This is a genomic window from Shewanella sp., assembly GCF_048265805.1.
In the GTDB taxonomy this organism is placed as follows: Bacteria; Pseudomonadota; Gammaproteobacteria; order Enterobacterales; family Shewanellaceae; genus Shewanella.
Window position 1 is genome coordinate 91,765 of the sequence record NZ_JBLXAT010000006.1, and the last position, 13,498, is coordinate 105,262.

Below are 13,498 nucleotides of genomic sequence, written 5' to 3' on the forward strand. Positions count from 1 at the left end.
CCCAGCAGGCTAGTTATGGTTGTGGCTTAGTTAACTGGCAGTTGTTGGTGCCATAAAAATTGTCATTCTGGCAGCGCCAACTCAGCCCCGCTTTACTTACTTTCCAGCCTTGTCGATGTTTATCTAAGGAGAGAATGAGTAGCAGCTGCGGGTGCTGGTCAGTGGATGGCCGCAGATTGTAGGTAATCACATTGCCATTGTGTTCCTGCGCTTTAATCAACTCATAGTCTTTGCCAACAAAATGCTGACTGATACTTTCCGGACTGGTCGTCCAGCTGGCTTTGGCGCGAGTGGCTTGCTGTAGCTGTTGGTTGAAATGATGGACGGGTTGTACTGCATAGGACAAAACCATGGGAATATCCCCCGTCACGCTGGGATTAACAGCGGCTTGCGCGTTGGTCATCAACCACATACCGCCACTGGCCAGCAACGCTAAATAGCTGTGTATCATGGGTACCTCTTATCGATGCAATCACGCTGAATGCGTCGCTACTGCAATATTCGACAAGCATGAACCAGTGAAGTTTCCGAGTAGAGTAATTATTGCGCGGCTAATTGGTCAGACATGGTTTGATAGTCGATATAATCGAGGTGCTGGTTGATGCGATGACGGCCAACGTCAACATTAAGCGTGGTGACGCCCGGTATGGCAATATCAATCACCTTACCCGGTTTACCAAATTGCTCACCCGGCCCTTTGAAGTGGTAGTTACCAATCATGACCACTAGCGAGCCAGTGTTGAACATATGTTCGACGTTAAAGTCATATTCCAACACGCCGCGGTGGGCACGCTCGAAAAACTCGATGATATGACGGCCGCCGACATAAGTGCGGCCTGCGGTGGCATCGGTAAATACCGATTCGCGGCTATAGAAGGTATCTAAGGTATCGTAGTCGTGCTCTGTCAGTGCTTTGATGTAGTTAATTGCGAGTTGTTGCTCTTCCGGCATCTGGCCATTGTCAGCGGCAAATGATAGAGAGGAAAACAACAGCAGCAGTAATAACAACAAAAAGCGCAAAGTGAATATCTCTTATTAGTCCCGATCGAACATCATCGTCTGCTTCGGCGTAGTGAAAGAACACTTCCGAATAATGCCTTTAGCGGGCGGATGAATCAACCCTAAACCGCTGGTTTATTGGGCACGATAGCCATGTTAACCACCACTGTGTTGCGGGCTGATTACAAACCGTCCAATCCTTTGAGATGGATGTTAAGCGCATCGACTGAAATACGGATTTCTAGCACAGATAACACCAGCGAGTACAACAGCAATAACAAGCTGGCACCAAACACCACTGAGCCACTTTGGTTAAAACCGAGGTAGATCAAAATCATGCACAATACACACAGGGCAAAGCTGGTCACGCCAGCTTCCTGCATGCGGCGGATAATCACGATGCGTCTTCGTAGATTCTTCAATTGCAGGTGGGATACGGGCTTTTCGGCATCACTTAAACTGCGGATCAGCGCTGCCAGTGAAAAGAAACGATTGGTATAGGCGAGCAGCAACAGTGAGATTGCTGGAAACAGCAACGCTGGCGTGGTCAGCGAAATATGAGTACTTTCTAACACAAGGTTACCTACGTTTAGTTAAGTGTTAAAGATAAAGTGCTTGGCTGCGCGGAGCATTAAACCCAATGGCATTATCTGATCAGTCAACGACAACTCGCCGCGATATTGACCGATAAGCCGCGGTGCTAACGCAAGCGTAATAACACCCACAGTGCCGGCATAATCAAACTGAAACCTAGCCAGAACCAACGGCTGGTATTGGCTAAGCTTAGCGCGCGTTGGATATCACGGTTATGGGGTAGACGTGGCACTCCTACTTTTGCTACCGCCATCCGTTCACCTTGATATTTGCGGGCGCCACCCAGTTCTATCGCCAAAACCGTGGCGGCCAATTGGCAAATTTGTAGATAACCTCGTTGGGCAATTGCAAATGATGGCAAACGCAGCAGCTGCTTGAGTGCTGCTGGGCCACCTTGGATTGCTAACGACAAGCGGCACGCTTGCACTGGCAGCCAAAACAACCAATGGTTAAGCCACATTACGCCGCAGCTAAAGTATTGGTAGCGCGGATTAGCGGGTGACCAACGTTGTTCCAGGGCTTTTAGCATAAGCGCTAGTAGCACTAACGGCACACCACCTAGCCAATAAAATAACACAACGGCAATACTGCCATACGCGGCCGAGGTCATAGCCAGCTCAATCGCCGTTTTGGCAATACCCGTTTCGGATAAGATGGCCGTATCACGGCTGGCCCATTGACTTAGCAACTGTCGTGCTTGAGTTTTGTCGGCAACCAGCAAAGCGCGGCTCACGTGGGCTAAGTCTCGTCTGGCGTGCAAATCACGCATGCAGCAGTAGAGTAGGGCGAGTTCAAAGAAACTGGGATACGCCGCCAGTTCTAACAGAAACAGCACAATGAGCCAGAACGGCACGACCAGCAGTAGCATAGCCATCCCTCCCGCGATGCGTTGCTGGCTGGAACTGCGATTAGGCCGGCAGACTTTCTGTGCCATGCGTCCGCCTAGCTCAGCAAACCAATACAGCGGGTTAAACCGCTGCGGTAGAGGCAGAAGCAAGGCGAACGACAGCGCGAGCGCTATGATGCCAAATCGCAGCAGTAATGGACCATCCTGAGAAACGAACTGTTGCAGCATCATGGCGATATTACAGGTGGGTGAGCATGCCCATCACCATCTGCGCTGAGTGAGCGCCAGCTTTGATGATGTAGCTGTCAAAGTCCACAGGTGAGTCATTGTTTGCGTTGTCTGACAGTGAACGGATAACCACAAATGGCACGGCAAATTGGTGACATACTTGCGCAATCGCGGCGCCTTCCATCTCACAAGCGGCCATGGTTGGGAAATGCTGACGCATTACAGCGGTGCGCTGTGGATCGCAGATAAAACTATCGCCAGTGCAGATTAATCCTTCGATAGTCTGTACTTCACCTAAGCCAGAAATAGCATCACGCGCGGCTTGTTTTAATGCTTCATCGGCAATAAATGCGGCCGGTTGTTGCGCCATTTGGCCGATTTCGTAACCGAAAGCGGTTACATCGACGTCGTGGTAACGGACTTCACTTGAAATCACAATATCACCAATGTTGAGGCTATCGACAAAACCACCGGCTGAGCCAGTGTTAATGACGGCATTGACGTGGAAGTGCTCAATCACCATGGTGGTTGCCATGGCTGCCGCTACTTTACCGATACCAGAACGGGTAATAACCACTTGCTTATCTGCCAGACGGCCTTCAGTAAATTCAATGCCGCCGATAGTGGTAGTGGTGGCGTCGGTGACCGCTGCAATCAGTTGTACAACTTCCGGCTCCATCGCGCCAATAATGCCAATTTTCATCAATAAACCTTTTCAATAAATGGGTGCTGCTTTTGGGCGCCAACTATAACACAGTTCTATCAGCCACTAACAAACCGCACATTCACAAAAAAGCGCACGCCTGAAACTCAGGGTGCGCATCAAATGTGACTGATTTTGAGGGAAGTTAAAACCAGTCTAGTCGTCGAGGTAATTCAGAATGCCGAGTGCTGCGTCACGCCCTTCGGCGATGGCAGTTACGACTAAGTCTGAGCCTCTGACCATATCCCCACCCGCAAACACTTTCGGGTTGCTGGTTTGGAATGGGTTATCACTCGCCTTGGGCGCGACCACGCGGTTCCATTGGTCGAGTTTGATATCAAAATCGGCAAACCAGCTAGCTGGGCTAGGCTGGAAACCAAAGGCGATGATAATGGCATCGGCATCTAACAGCTGCTCGCTGCCAGCAATGGCTTCGGCACGGCGACGGCCACTGGCATCGGCTTCACCCATACAGGTTTCTACACATTCAATGGCCACTACTTTACCGTTTTCAGTTTTAATTGCCGTCGGTTGACGGTTAAACAGAAACTCTACGCCTTCTTCGCGCGCGTTTTTCACTTCGCGGCGTGAGCCTGGCATGTTTTCTTCGTCACGACGATAGGCACAAGTAACTGAAGCAGCGCCTTGGCGAACAGCTGTGCGTACACAGTCCATTGCCGTATCACCACCGCCGAGCACCACCACTCGTTTACCTTGCAGATTGATGTAAGGCGTGCTGGCATCTTGCTCACCGAGCAGTGATTGGGTGTTACCAATCAAGTAAGGCAACGCTTGAATGACGCCATCGGCATCTTCGCCCTCAAGGTTGGCTTTCATGGCGGTGTAAGTGCCCATGCCGAGGAATACCGCATCATACTCAGCTAGCAGCGTTTCAAAGGCGATGTCCTTGCCAATCTCAGTACCTAAACGGAACTGCACGCCCATGCCTTCCATCACCGTGCGGCGAGTTTGCATCACTGCCTTATCCAGCTTGAATGAGGGAATGCCGTAAGTGAGCAGACCACCAATCTGTTGGTTACGGTCAAACACTACCGCTGTCACGCCGTTGCGAGCCAGAATATCCGCACAACCCAGCCCAGCTGGACCAGCACCGATAATGGCAACTTTTTCTTTGCGCGGTGTGACATTGGCAAGGTTAGGGCGCCAACCCTGAGCGATAGCCGTATCGGTAATGTATTTCTCTACGTTACCGATAGTGACTGCTCCAAACTCGTCGTTTAACGTACAGGCGCCTTCGCATAAGCGATCTTGTGGGCATACTCGACCACAGACCTCTGGCAGCGTGTTGGTTTCGTGTACCAGATCTGCGGCTTCCATAATACGTCCTTGCTTGGCTAGATTGAGCCAGTTAGGAATGTAGTTATGCAGTGGGCAGCGCCATTCGCAGTAAGGGTTACCACAATCAAGACAACGGTCAGCTTGTTCGTTCACCTGCGGTTGCGAGAACGGTTGATAGATCTCGATAAACTGGCTTTTGCGTTTCTCAATTGCCTGCTTATCTGGATCGACGCGATCAACCTCGATAAATTGAAAATTGTTACTCATGGTAAACTTACCCCGTTTTTACCGCTAACTCTGGAGCTGGTGTCTGCACTTTTAGCAGATCCGCTGCCGCAATATTCTTCGGCTTAACCAGTACAAAACAATCCAGCCAATTTTCAAAATCATGCAAAATGGCCTTGGCGTGCTCACTGCCAGTTTCGGCAACGTGTTCCTCAATCAGGCCGCGCAGATGCTGTTGATGGATTGGTGCATCCACTTTCAACACTTCTACCATCTCCTGATTGACGCGACGACCAAACTTGCCGAATTGGTCAAACACGTAGGCAAAGCCGCCCGTCATACCCGCACCGAAGTTCACCCCAGTTGTACCCAGCACCACCACGATACCGCTGGTCATATATTCACAGCCGTTATCGCCGAGGCCTTCCACTACTGCCAGAGCGCCAGAGTTGCGCACACCAAAGCGTTCACCAGCGCGGCCAGCTGCAAATAGTTTGCCGCCAGTTGCGCCGTATAGGCAGGTGTTACCAATAATAGAGCTTCGTTCTGTTTTAAATGGGCTACCGTGTGGCGGATGGATGGTGAGCTTACCGCCAGACATGCCTTTGCCAACATAGTCGTTGGCATCGCCGCACAGGGTCATCTCTAAGCCAGCGTTATTCCATACACCGAAGCTTTGCCCCGCACTGCCATTAAACTGCAGCTTAATGGTTTCTGGACAGCCTTTAACGCCCCACTTGCTCGCTATGTAACCTGATAGTGTGGCACCGACTGAGCGATCAGTGTTGTTGATGCTGTAGCAAACGTTAAAGCCTTCACCTTTGTTCACTGCATCGGCGCACTTAGCAACTAACTCTTGGTTAAGTTCGCCTTTATCTGCGGTCACGTTGGTTTCTTTCCAAGTCAATGCTGTTGAGGCTTTCACTTCTGGACGGAACAGAATTGGTGATAAGTCCAAACCTTGCTGCTTGTCGGTTTGGCCTTCCAATAGTTGCAACCATTCGCTGTGACCAACGAGGTCTTCAAAACGGCTGACGCCGAGTTTCGCCATCCATTCACGCACATCGCGTGCGACGAATTGGAAGTAGGTCATCACGCGCTCAGGTAAGCCATGATAATGCTTGTTACGCAGCGTTTCATTCTGGGTAGCTACGCCGGTTGCACAGTTGTTTAAGTGGCAAATACGCAGATAACGACAACCCAAGGCAATCATTGGTACTGTACCGAAACCAAAGCTTTCAGCGCCGAGCAGCGCGGCTTTAATGACGTCAGTACCAGTTTTCAGACCACCATCCACTTGTAAGCGGATTTTGTGGCGCAGGCCGTTTGCCACCAGTGCTTGATGCACTTCGGCTAAGCCTAATTCCCATGGGCTACCGGCATATTTAACTGAGGTTAACGGACTCGCGCCTGTACCACCGTCGTTACCCGCAACGGTAATCATATCGGCATACGCTTTCGCTACACCGGTAGCAATGGTGCCGATGCCGGGCTCTGATACCAGTTTGACTGACACCATAGCTTTCGGGTTGATCTGTTTCAGGTCGAAAATCAGCTGCGCCAAATCTTCAATCGAGTAGATGTCGTGATGTGGCGGCGGTGAAATTAACGTCACCCCTGGGCGTGCATAACGCAGTGATGCGATTTCGACGCTCACTTTGTGGCCCGGTAGCTGACCACCTTCGCCCGGTTTAGCCCCTTGCGCTACTTTAATCTGCAATACATCGGCGTTAACTAAGTAGTGTGCGGTAACGCCAAAACGGCCGGACGCAATCTGCTTAATGGCGGAGTTACGTTCAGTGTTGAAGCGGCGTGCATCTTCACCACCTTCACCTGAGTTGGAGCGGCCACCTAAGCGGTTCATCGCAATAGCCAGCGCTTCGTGCGCTTCTGGGCTTAATGCACCAATACTCATGGCGGCGGTATCAAAACGAGAATAGAGGTTGGTATCTGCCTCTACGTTATCCACGCTGATAGCAGGCAATTCGCTCTTAATCGCCATCAAATCACGGAAAGTAGCTACCGGACGTTTGTCTACATGGTCGGCAAACTTCAGGTAATCTTCATAACTGCCGGAGGCTAGCGATGCTTGTAAGGTGTTGACGACATCGGGGTTAAAGGCATGGTATTCACCACCTTCAACATATTTGAGTAATCCACCTTGGGTCATCGGAATATGGGAGCGGAATGCTGCAGTGGCCAGTTTTTGCTGGTCGGCTTCGATGCCTGCATAGCTGACGCCCTGCACACGGCTTACCACACCATTAAAGCATTGCTTGATCACATTATCGGCAAGACCGATGGCTTCAAACAGCTGGCTGCAGCGATACGAGGCCACGGTGGAGATGCCCATTTTAGACATGATCTTACGCAGACCTTTCTCAATACCTTGGCGATAGTTGAGCATTAAGCCTACCATATCTGTTTGGCCATAGTTTGGTGCCATGCCCGAGATAGTTTCATACACTAAGTATGGATAGATCGCTGTGGCACCAAAGCCAAGCAGTACGGCAAAGTGGTGTGGGTCGCGCACCGAACCTGTTTCGACAATGATATTGGTATCACAGCGCAGGTGTTGGTTTACCAGCATTTGTTGCACTGAACCTACGGCCATCACCATCGGTATGACCAACTTTCCTTTTTCAATATTACGGTCGGACAACACCACAAGGGTGGTGCCAGTGCTAGCATAGCGTTCCGCTTCAGCAGTAATGCGCTTAACTGCAGCCTCAAGGCCTTCCTCAACGTTATAACTCAGGTCGACGATGCTGGCCTTGTAGTTGGTGCTGTCGAGCTGTAATAACTGATTGAAGTCGCTATACAGCAGTACTGGCGAGTTAAACATGACTCGATAGGCATGACCGGTTGTTTCGTTGAACATGTTCTGTTCTTTACCGATACAGGTGGCCAACGACATGACGTGTTTTTCACGCAGTGGATCGATAGGTGGGTTGGTCACCTGAGCAAACTTCTGGCGGAAGTAGTCATACAACGTGCGTTGCTTGCGTGACAACACGGCCATTGGCGTATCATCACCCATGGAGCCGATCGCTTCTTCTCCATTCGCTGCCATCGCCCAGATCACTTGGTCCAACTCTTCACGGGTATAGCCAAAATATTTCTGATATTGCAGCAGTTTGTCTGCCGGAAACTCACTAACACCCAATTGCTCTTCGGGCAGTTGCTCCGCTGGCGTCAAGGTGCGGCTGTTCTTTGCCATCCACTCTTTGTATGGGTGACGACGTTTCAAATCATTATCGATTTCAAACGATTGGAATAAGCGACCGCTTAAGGTATCTAACACCAAAAGCTCGCCTGGGCCAACACGACCTTTTTCAACCACTTCATCTGGTGCGTAGTCCCAAATGCCCACTTCTGAAGCTAGGGTGATGATCCGATCTTTAGTCACCACATAACGAGAAGGGCGCAAACCGTTACGGTCAACCGCACAGGCTGCGTAACGGCCGTTGGTCATAACGATACCCGCTGGGCCGTCCCATGGTTCCATATGCATGGAGTTAAAGTCGTAGAACGCTTTTAGCTCTTCATCCATTTCTGGATTACTTTGCCACGCTGGTGGAATCAGCAAACGCATCGCTCGATACAAGTCCATGCCGCCAGCGAGCAGCATCTCTAACATGTTATCGAGCGATGATGAATCTGAGCCTGTTTCGTTTACAAATGGCGCTGCTTGCTGTAAATCGGGCAGCAGCGGTGAGGTAAACTTGTAGGCACGAGCGCGCGCCCACTGGCGGTTACCCGTAATTGTATTGATCTCGCCGTTGTGCGCGAGGAAACGAAACGGCTGTGCTAATGGCCATTTCGGTGAGGTATTGGTAGAAAAGCGCTGGTGGAATAAGCAGATGGCACTTTGCAAACGCATGTCCGCCAGATCACTATAAAACGCTGGCAGATCGGCTGGCATCATCAAGCCTTTATAGACAATGACTTGACCAGACAAACTCGCGACATAAAAGTCAGCGTCGCTTACCAACTGCTGTTCAATGCGGCGTCTGGCCATGTAGAGGCGACGTTCCACATCGCGTTCACGCCAACCGACAGGCGCGTTGACCAGTACTTGCCAAATATCCGGCAAGCTCGCTTTACCTATTTCGCCCAGTACGTCTGGATTAACTGGGACTTTACGCCAACCGGCAACACTGAGGATCTCTTTTTCTAACTCTTGTTCCACTAGCTGTTTGGCGGCTTCTGCGCGCTCTTGATTTTGGCTAAGGAACAACATGCCCACGGCAAATTGGCGGCTTAAGTGCCAGCCTTCCTCTTCAGCAATGGACTCAAAAAAGCTGCGTGGCATTTGCATAAGCAAACCACAGCCATCACCTGTGCGACCGTCTGAAGCAATCCCACCGCGATGTTTCATCCGGTCTAATCCGTGAATCGCTGTTCGCACAATACGGTGACTTGCTTCACCGTCCATCTGTGCGATCAGACCAAATCCACAGTTTTCCCGCTCGAAACTGGGATGATACAAACTCATACAAACCCCCCAAAAACGTCGACAACTTGAATCTGAATAGATGGCTGTCTATAGATATGCACCCGAACCAATCAAATTATCCCGAGAGTTTGCAAAGGTCAAACCAAAAGATTGCATATATTCAAGACAATTTACGCGGTTTTTTGCATAAAACAGAAAAACATGCCGTTAACGTAAACTGAGAGGCGTTACGTATAACATTATGAATAAATGGGATTTTATAAATTGGTTAAAATAATGAATACGCTTAATTAACAATATTTAAAAGATAATTTATAACTTCTGTTTGATGTTTTTTTAAGCATACGGTGGTTGTATTTTTACGCGAACATTGTGATTAAATATTCATTTTTTGGGTGTTGTTAGAGCGGGATGTAGCAGAGCGAAGTGACCAGATAAGCGGAAGATTGACTTAGCACAAGCCAATATTCACAGCGAGTCAGTAACATGCGTGCGATGATTGTCGTACGAGTATCCTGATGGGACTTGATAAGTTTGTCTATACCTTTGGCCGTTATTGCCAACAACAATTTGGTCAGCGCGTGCAAAAGCTCACGTTGGACGCCAAATTTACCTGCCCCAATCGAGATGGCACACTCGGCGTCGGCGGTTGTACTTTTTGTAATGTCGCCTCATTTAGCTATGCCGCGAATACCGACGCGACACTCAGCATTGCCGAGCAGTTGCACGGAGGTAAACAGCGGCTACGCGAGAAAGCAGAGAAGTTTTTAGCCTACTTTCAGGCTTACACTAGCACGTATGAAGAGTACTCCTTACTAAAGCGCCGCTATGATGAGGCGCTAAAATGCGCTGACTTAGTGGGGCTTTGTGTGGGAACGCGCCCTGACTGTGTTCCCGATTCAGTGCTGCAACTGTTAGCACAATATCAGCAGCAAGGGTTTGAGGTGTGGTTGGAGCTGGGTCTGCAATCGGCACATGATCAGACGCTGCGCCGCATCAACCGAGGCCATGACTTTGCCGCTTATCAAGATGCGGTATTGCGTGCTAGAGCGTTAGGGTTAAAGGTCTGTACCCATCTGATCTTAGGTCTGCCAGGTGAGACACCTGTTGAGCATCAGCAAACGTTAGAACGCGTGTTAACGTTGGGCGTTGACGGTTTGAAATTACATCCGCTACATATTGTTGAAGGCAGTGTCATGGCTAAAGCATGGCGAGCAGGGCGCTTGCAACCACTGACGATAGAGGAGTACGCCGACTCAGCGACAAATCTTATTCGTCGCACGCCCGCCTCGGTGGTTTACCATCGGGTTACCGCTTATGCTAAACCGCCTATTTTGCTGGCGCCGCAGTGGTGTTGTGGCCGTTGGACAGGGCTTACCGCTGTGGTCAACAACTTAGAACGCATGGGTGCGCAAGGGTCATTGCTGTTATAAGGATTAAGCATTTATCGCTTCAGTCGATAAGGAAGTTACTGTACGAGTTGCGCCTGTGTTCGAAGCAGGTATTATGTTCATAATTTTGATGTTGCAAGGAGTGCCTTGATGGCGAATGGCGAATTGGATTCAGTGCTCGATCTTAATACTCTGGAACAATACTGCAGTGCAATTGGTGCGGGCACCCTATTGCGCAGTGTGGTGTTATTTGAGCAGCTGTTACCGGAGTATTTGGCAAATTTGAAGAATGCCTATCATGAAGGTAATAAAGATGTGCTTTGTTCTGAGGCTCATAAGTTCAAAGGCGCTGCCGGCTCAGTTGGTTTAAAGCGAGTGCATTTATTGGCGCAGTCACTACAACATGGTGAAGACCCACAATGGCCAGTACATCATGCGCAATGGCTCAACGATATTCTCAGCCTAGTAGAAGGTGATTTGGCGCAGTTAAAAGCCTTTCTCGAAGCCAAAGCCTAATCCTACCGTCAAAGAGGGCGACGTTTGCGCCCTCGTAAACTTCCGTTGGTACACCTTATTTTGTTGTCTCTGCGCGACTCTGTTATCGTTATGCTCGTTTAGCTATGACATTTTGAAAGATATTTTTGATGAGCCTCTAGCGTTATCAGCGCGATTTTTGTATTGTGGTATTGTATTACAAATTGAGGTAGACAATTGGTGTCTAAAACAATGAAACATTTGCCCAGCCTAAAAAATCTGTATTACCTGGTAAATTTGCACCAGGAACAAAACTTTAACCGCGCGGCCAAGCTGTGCCATGTCAGCCAGTCAACGCTTTCAAGTGGCATTCAGAACTTAGAAGAGCAGCTGGGATACCAGTTGATCGAGCGTGACCATAAGTCATTTATGTTCACTGCTACTGGAGAAGAGGTTGTCCAGCGAGCATTAAAAATATTGACTGACGTTGATGATCTGGTGGAACTGGTGAAAAACCAAGGTGAGCCAATGACAGGTGAAATTCGTCTTGGCTGTATACCGACTATTGCACCGTTTCTATTGAGCCGTGTGGTGCGTCAGTGCCAGCAAAGCTATCCGACCCTGAGCTTGCTGCTGAAGGAAGACACGACCGAACGCTTGCTGGCTTCATTAGGAAAAGGCGAGCTAGATCTGTTGTTGTTAGCGTTGCCAGCGGATGTCTCTGGTTTCCACAGCATGAAAGTTGGGCTCGATCCGTTCAAAATGGTAATCCACAAAGATTTGGCCGCTGATATTCATCACCCGATCGATTATCAAACATTGCCTGATGAAAGCATCTTTTTGCTGCAATCTGAGCATTGTATTACTGGTCACGCTATCAGTGCTTGCCAACTCGGTGACAGTGCTAAGGTTAATCCGTTCGCCGCCACTAGTTTGCACACTCTGGTGCAGATGGTGAATAGCAAATTGGGCACCACGTTCTTGCCGCAGATGGCCATTGATGCAGGTATTTTAAAAGATACCGACTTAACTGTGATGACGCCGCCTGGGGATGCTCCTTACCGCGAAATTGGCATTGTGTGGCGTCAAACGACCAGCCGCATTATGACCTTTAGAACGCTGGGGCTTGAGATCCAAAAGTTACTGCAGCCACAAGAGTAACCGCGTATATTTACAAGAGAAGCCGCCGAAGGGCGGCTTTTTTGCGATGGTAGATATGAACATCTTTTATCAGGCTTCCGCTAGCTGCTGATAATGTTTAGTATTGTCGAGCTGTGCAATGCGCTAGATGCCGTCGACGGATTCAATTTGTAGCCGTGTCTTAGTTTTTTGCTCATCAAACACGCCGATATACTTGGTAGATTTACCAAAAAATGCAGTCGGCAGAGTGGTTTGCGGTTATTATCATCGAGCAATATGCCAAAGTAGCTTTGAGTGTCTCTAGCCACAATCCGCTTAACATCAAATTGAGCGCGTAAAGTAGCGTGTACCACGTTATAGCCGTCTAACTCTTCTTGGGTTGTTTCAATCTTGGATTCTTTTACCGAATCCTCCGCCATCTCATCAATCGCTGTTGTGGTCGGTGGTTCGTCTCTGTTTGGTGAGGTCAGCGCACTCTTAAGGCGCTCATTTACGCTATCACTCAAGAATTGCTTAAGTGCTTTGCGGACAATGACGGCGGATTGCTATTTAACTTTGGGAGAGAGTACACCGTCGTAGACGTGGGACGTCAAGAGCTTAATTAGCTCTTCCTCTGGTTTTTGAAACTGTTTGTTCAGTAAGCGCTTAACCGCTGATCGGTACGTTAACTCACCGGCGGTATCGACGACCGATTCAACATCAAATACTTGCTTGGTGAGCTTTTTGAACCCAGGAACAATGTGCTCATCAATATCTAGTAAATCCAGCACCATAAATGGCTTCTCATCCATCTTGTTTGGCGCATCAAGATCGGTAAATTACTGGTACTCGTGGCCGTTGGTTAAGATAGCAATACGGGCATTGGTGACCGAGAAATACCTAAACAGCTGAGCGGTATGTTTAAGTGTCAGCTTCTCACCGAAGCATTTGCACTCAATCAGAATCTGTACCGCACCTTCTTTCAGAATAGCGTAATCGACCTTTTCGCTCTTTTCGTCCTTTTTAGTGGCTTTGGCAGCGGTAAATTCCGGTACCACTTCGGATGAGGCAAAAATGTCATAGCCTAAGACACTGTGAAGAAATGGCATGACTAAAGCGTGTTTGGCTGCCTCCTCGGTTTCGAGCGAGGGGTCTATTTG

General features: G+C 49.2%; 13 protein-coding genes. 3 read left to right on the top strand and 10 right to left on the bottom strand.

All coding sequences use genetic code 11. From position 1 onward, the window contains the following. Window positions 1–13: 13 nt before the first annotated feature. The 7 genes from ACN0TT_RS06075 to gltB all read right to left on the bottom strand — a co-directional run bounded on the left by ACN0TT_RS06075 (window position 14) and on the right by gltB (window position 9,393). Window positions 14–451 carry a hypothetical protein gene (locus ACN0TT_RS06075; protein ID WP_417761243.1) on the bottom strand — a complete coding sequence of 146 codons (438 nt, stop codon included), beginning with the start codon at window positions 449–451 and terminating at the stop codon, window positions 14–16. 89 nt (window positions 452–540) lie between these two features. Next, window positions 541–1,020, bottom strand: coding sequence for a nuclear transport factor 2 family protein (locus ACN0TT_RS06080; protein WP_417761244.1), 480 nt, complete (start codon window positions 1,018–1,020; stop codon window positions 541–543). Between the two features lie 161 nt (window positions 1,021–1,181). Then, a complete protein-coding gene (locus ACN0TT_RS06085; protein ID WP_417761245.1) occupies window positions 1,182–1,574 on the bottom strand; it encodes a DUF2721 domain-containing protein in 393 nt (130 codons plus the stop codon). 125 nt (window positions 1,575–1,699) lie between these two features. Continuing rightward, entirely contained in the window at window positions 1,700–2,671 is a 972-nt protein-coding gene (locus ACN0TT_RS06090; RefSeq protein ID WP_417761246.1) for a cobalamin biosynthesis protein CobD/CbiB, read from the bottom strand. A 7-nt stretch (window positions 2,672–2,678) separates the two neighbouring features. Further along, window positions 2,679–3,371 carry a 5'-methylthioadenosine/adenosylhomocysteine nucleosidase gene (locus ACN0TT_RS06095; protein ID WP_417761247.1) on the bottom strand — a complete coding sequence of 231 codons (693 nt, stop codon included), beginning with the start codon at window positions 3,369–3,371 and terminating at the stop codon, window positions 2,679–2,681. Between the two features lie 156 nt (window positions 3,372–3,527). Then, on the bottom strand, window positions 3,528–4,937 hold the full coding sequence (locus tag ACN0TT_RS06100) for an FAD-dependent oxidoreductase (RefSeq protein ID WP_417761248.1): 1,410 nt from the start codon (window positions 4,935–4,937) through the stop codon (window positions 3,528–3,530). A 7-nt stretch (window positions 4,938–4,944) separates the two neighbouring features. Next, window positions 4,945–9,393, bottom strand: a complete 4,449-nt coding sequence (gene gltB, locus ACN0TT_RS06105) for a glutamate synthase large subunit (RefSeq protein WP_417761249.1) — start codon at window positions 9,391–9,393, stop codon at window positions 4,945–4,947. 479 nt (window positions 9,394–9,872) lie between these two features. On the opposite strand from gltB, the gene ACN0TT_RS06110 reads away from it, so the two are divergent. From ACN0TT_RS06110 to oxyR, 3 genes are all read left to right on the top strand, one after another. After that, complete coding sequence (locus ACN0TT_RS06110) at window positions 9,873–10,787, top strand: TIGR01212 family radical SAM protein (RefSeq protein WP_417761250.1); 915 nt, start codon at window positions 9,873–9,875, stop codon at window positions 10,785–10,787. Window positions 10,788–10,895: 108 nt separating this feature from the next. Further along, entirely contained in the window at window positions 10,896–11,261 is a 366-nt protein-coding gene (locus ACN0TT_RS06115) for an Hpt domain-containing protein (protein WP_417761251.1), read from the top strand. Between the two features lie 210 nt (window positions 11,262–11,471). Beyond that, window positions 11,472–12,380 carry a hydrogen peroxide-inducible genes transcriptional activator OxyR gene (gene oxyR, locus ACN0TT_RS06120; protein WP_417761252.1) on the top strand — a complete coding sequence of 303 codons (909 nt, stop codon included), beginning with the start codon at window positions 11,472–11,474 and terminating at the stop codon, window positions 12,378–12,380. 80 nt (window positions 12,381–12,460) lie between these two features. Here oxyR and ACN0TT_RS06125 read toward each other — a convergent pair whose 3' ends face one another. The 3 genes from ACN0TT_RS06125 to ACN0TT_RS06135 are packed head-to-tail and all read right to left on the bottom strand — an operon-like array spanning window position 12,461 to window position 13,447. After that, the gene (locus ACN0TT_RS06125; protein WP_417761253.1) at window positions 12,461–12,865 is read right to left on the bottom strand and encodes a hypothetical protein; all 405 of its coding nucleotides are present in this window, start codon (window positions 12,863–12,865) and stop codon (window positions 12,461–12,463) included. Between the two features lie 39 nt (window positions 12,866–12,904). Next, the gene (locus ACN0TT_RS06130; protein ID WP_417761254.1) at window positions 12,905–13,150 is read right to left on the bottom strand and encodes a hypothetical protein; all 246 of its coding nucleotides are present in this window, start codon (window positions 13,148–13,150) and stop codon (window positions 12,905–12,907) included. A 27-nt stretch (window positions 13,151–13,177) separates the two neighbouring features. Then, window positions 13,178–13,447, bottom strand: a complete 270-nt coding sequence (locus ACN0TT_RS06135) for a type I restriction enzyme HsdR N-terminal domain-containing protein (protein ID WP_417761255.1) — start codon at window positions 13,445–13,447, stop codon at window positions 13,178–13,180. Window positions 13,448–13,498 lie beyond the last annotated feature (51 nt).

Coding starts and splice junctions, on each gene's coding strand:
- ACN0TT_RS06075 (WP_417761243.1), bottom strand. CDS start 451: ATGATACACAGCTATTTAGCGTTGCTGGCCAGTGGCGGTATGTGGTTG.
- ACN0TT_RS06090 (WP_417761246.1), bottom strand. CDS start 2,671: ATGATGCTGCAACAGTTCGTTTCTCAGGATGGTCCATTACTGCTGCGA.
- ACN0TT_RS06095 (WP_417761247.1), bottom strand. CDS start 3,371: ATGAAAATTGGCATTATTGGCGCGATGGAGCCGGAAGTTGTACAACTG.
- ACN0TT_RS06100 (WP_417761248.1), bottom strand. CDS start 4,937: ATGAGTAACAATTTTCAATTTATCGAGGTTGATCGCGTCGATCCAGAT.
- gltB (WP_417761249.1), bottom strand. CDS start 9,393: ATGAGTTTGTATCATCCCAGTTTCGAGCGGGAAAACTGTGGATTTGGT.
- ACN0TT_RS06110 (WP_417761250.1), top strand. CDS start 9,873: ATGGGACTTGATAAGTTTGTCTATACCTTTGGCCGTTATTGCCAACAA.
- ACN0TT_RS06115 (WP_417761251.1), top strand. CDS start 10,896: ATGGCGAATGGCGAATTGGATTCAGTGCTCGATCTTAATACTCTGGAA.
- oxyR (WP_417761252.1), top strand. CDS start 11,472: ATGAAACATTTGCCCAGCCTAAAAAATCTGTATTACCTGGTAAATTTG.
- ACN0TT_RS06130 (WP_417761254.1), bottom strand. CDS start 13,150: ATGGATGAGAAGCCATTTATGGTGCTGGATTTACTAGATATTGATGAG.
- ACN0TT_RS06135 (WP_417761255.1), bottom strand. CDS start 13,447: ATGCCATTTCTTCACAGTGTCTTAGGCTATGACATTTTTGCCTCATCC.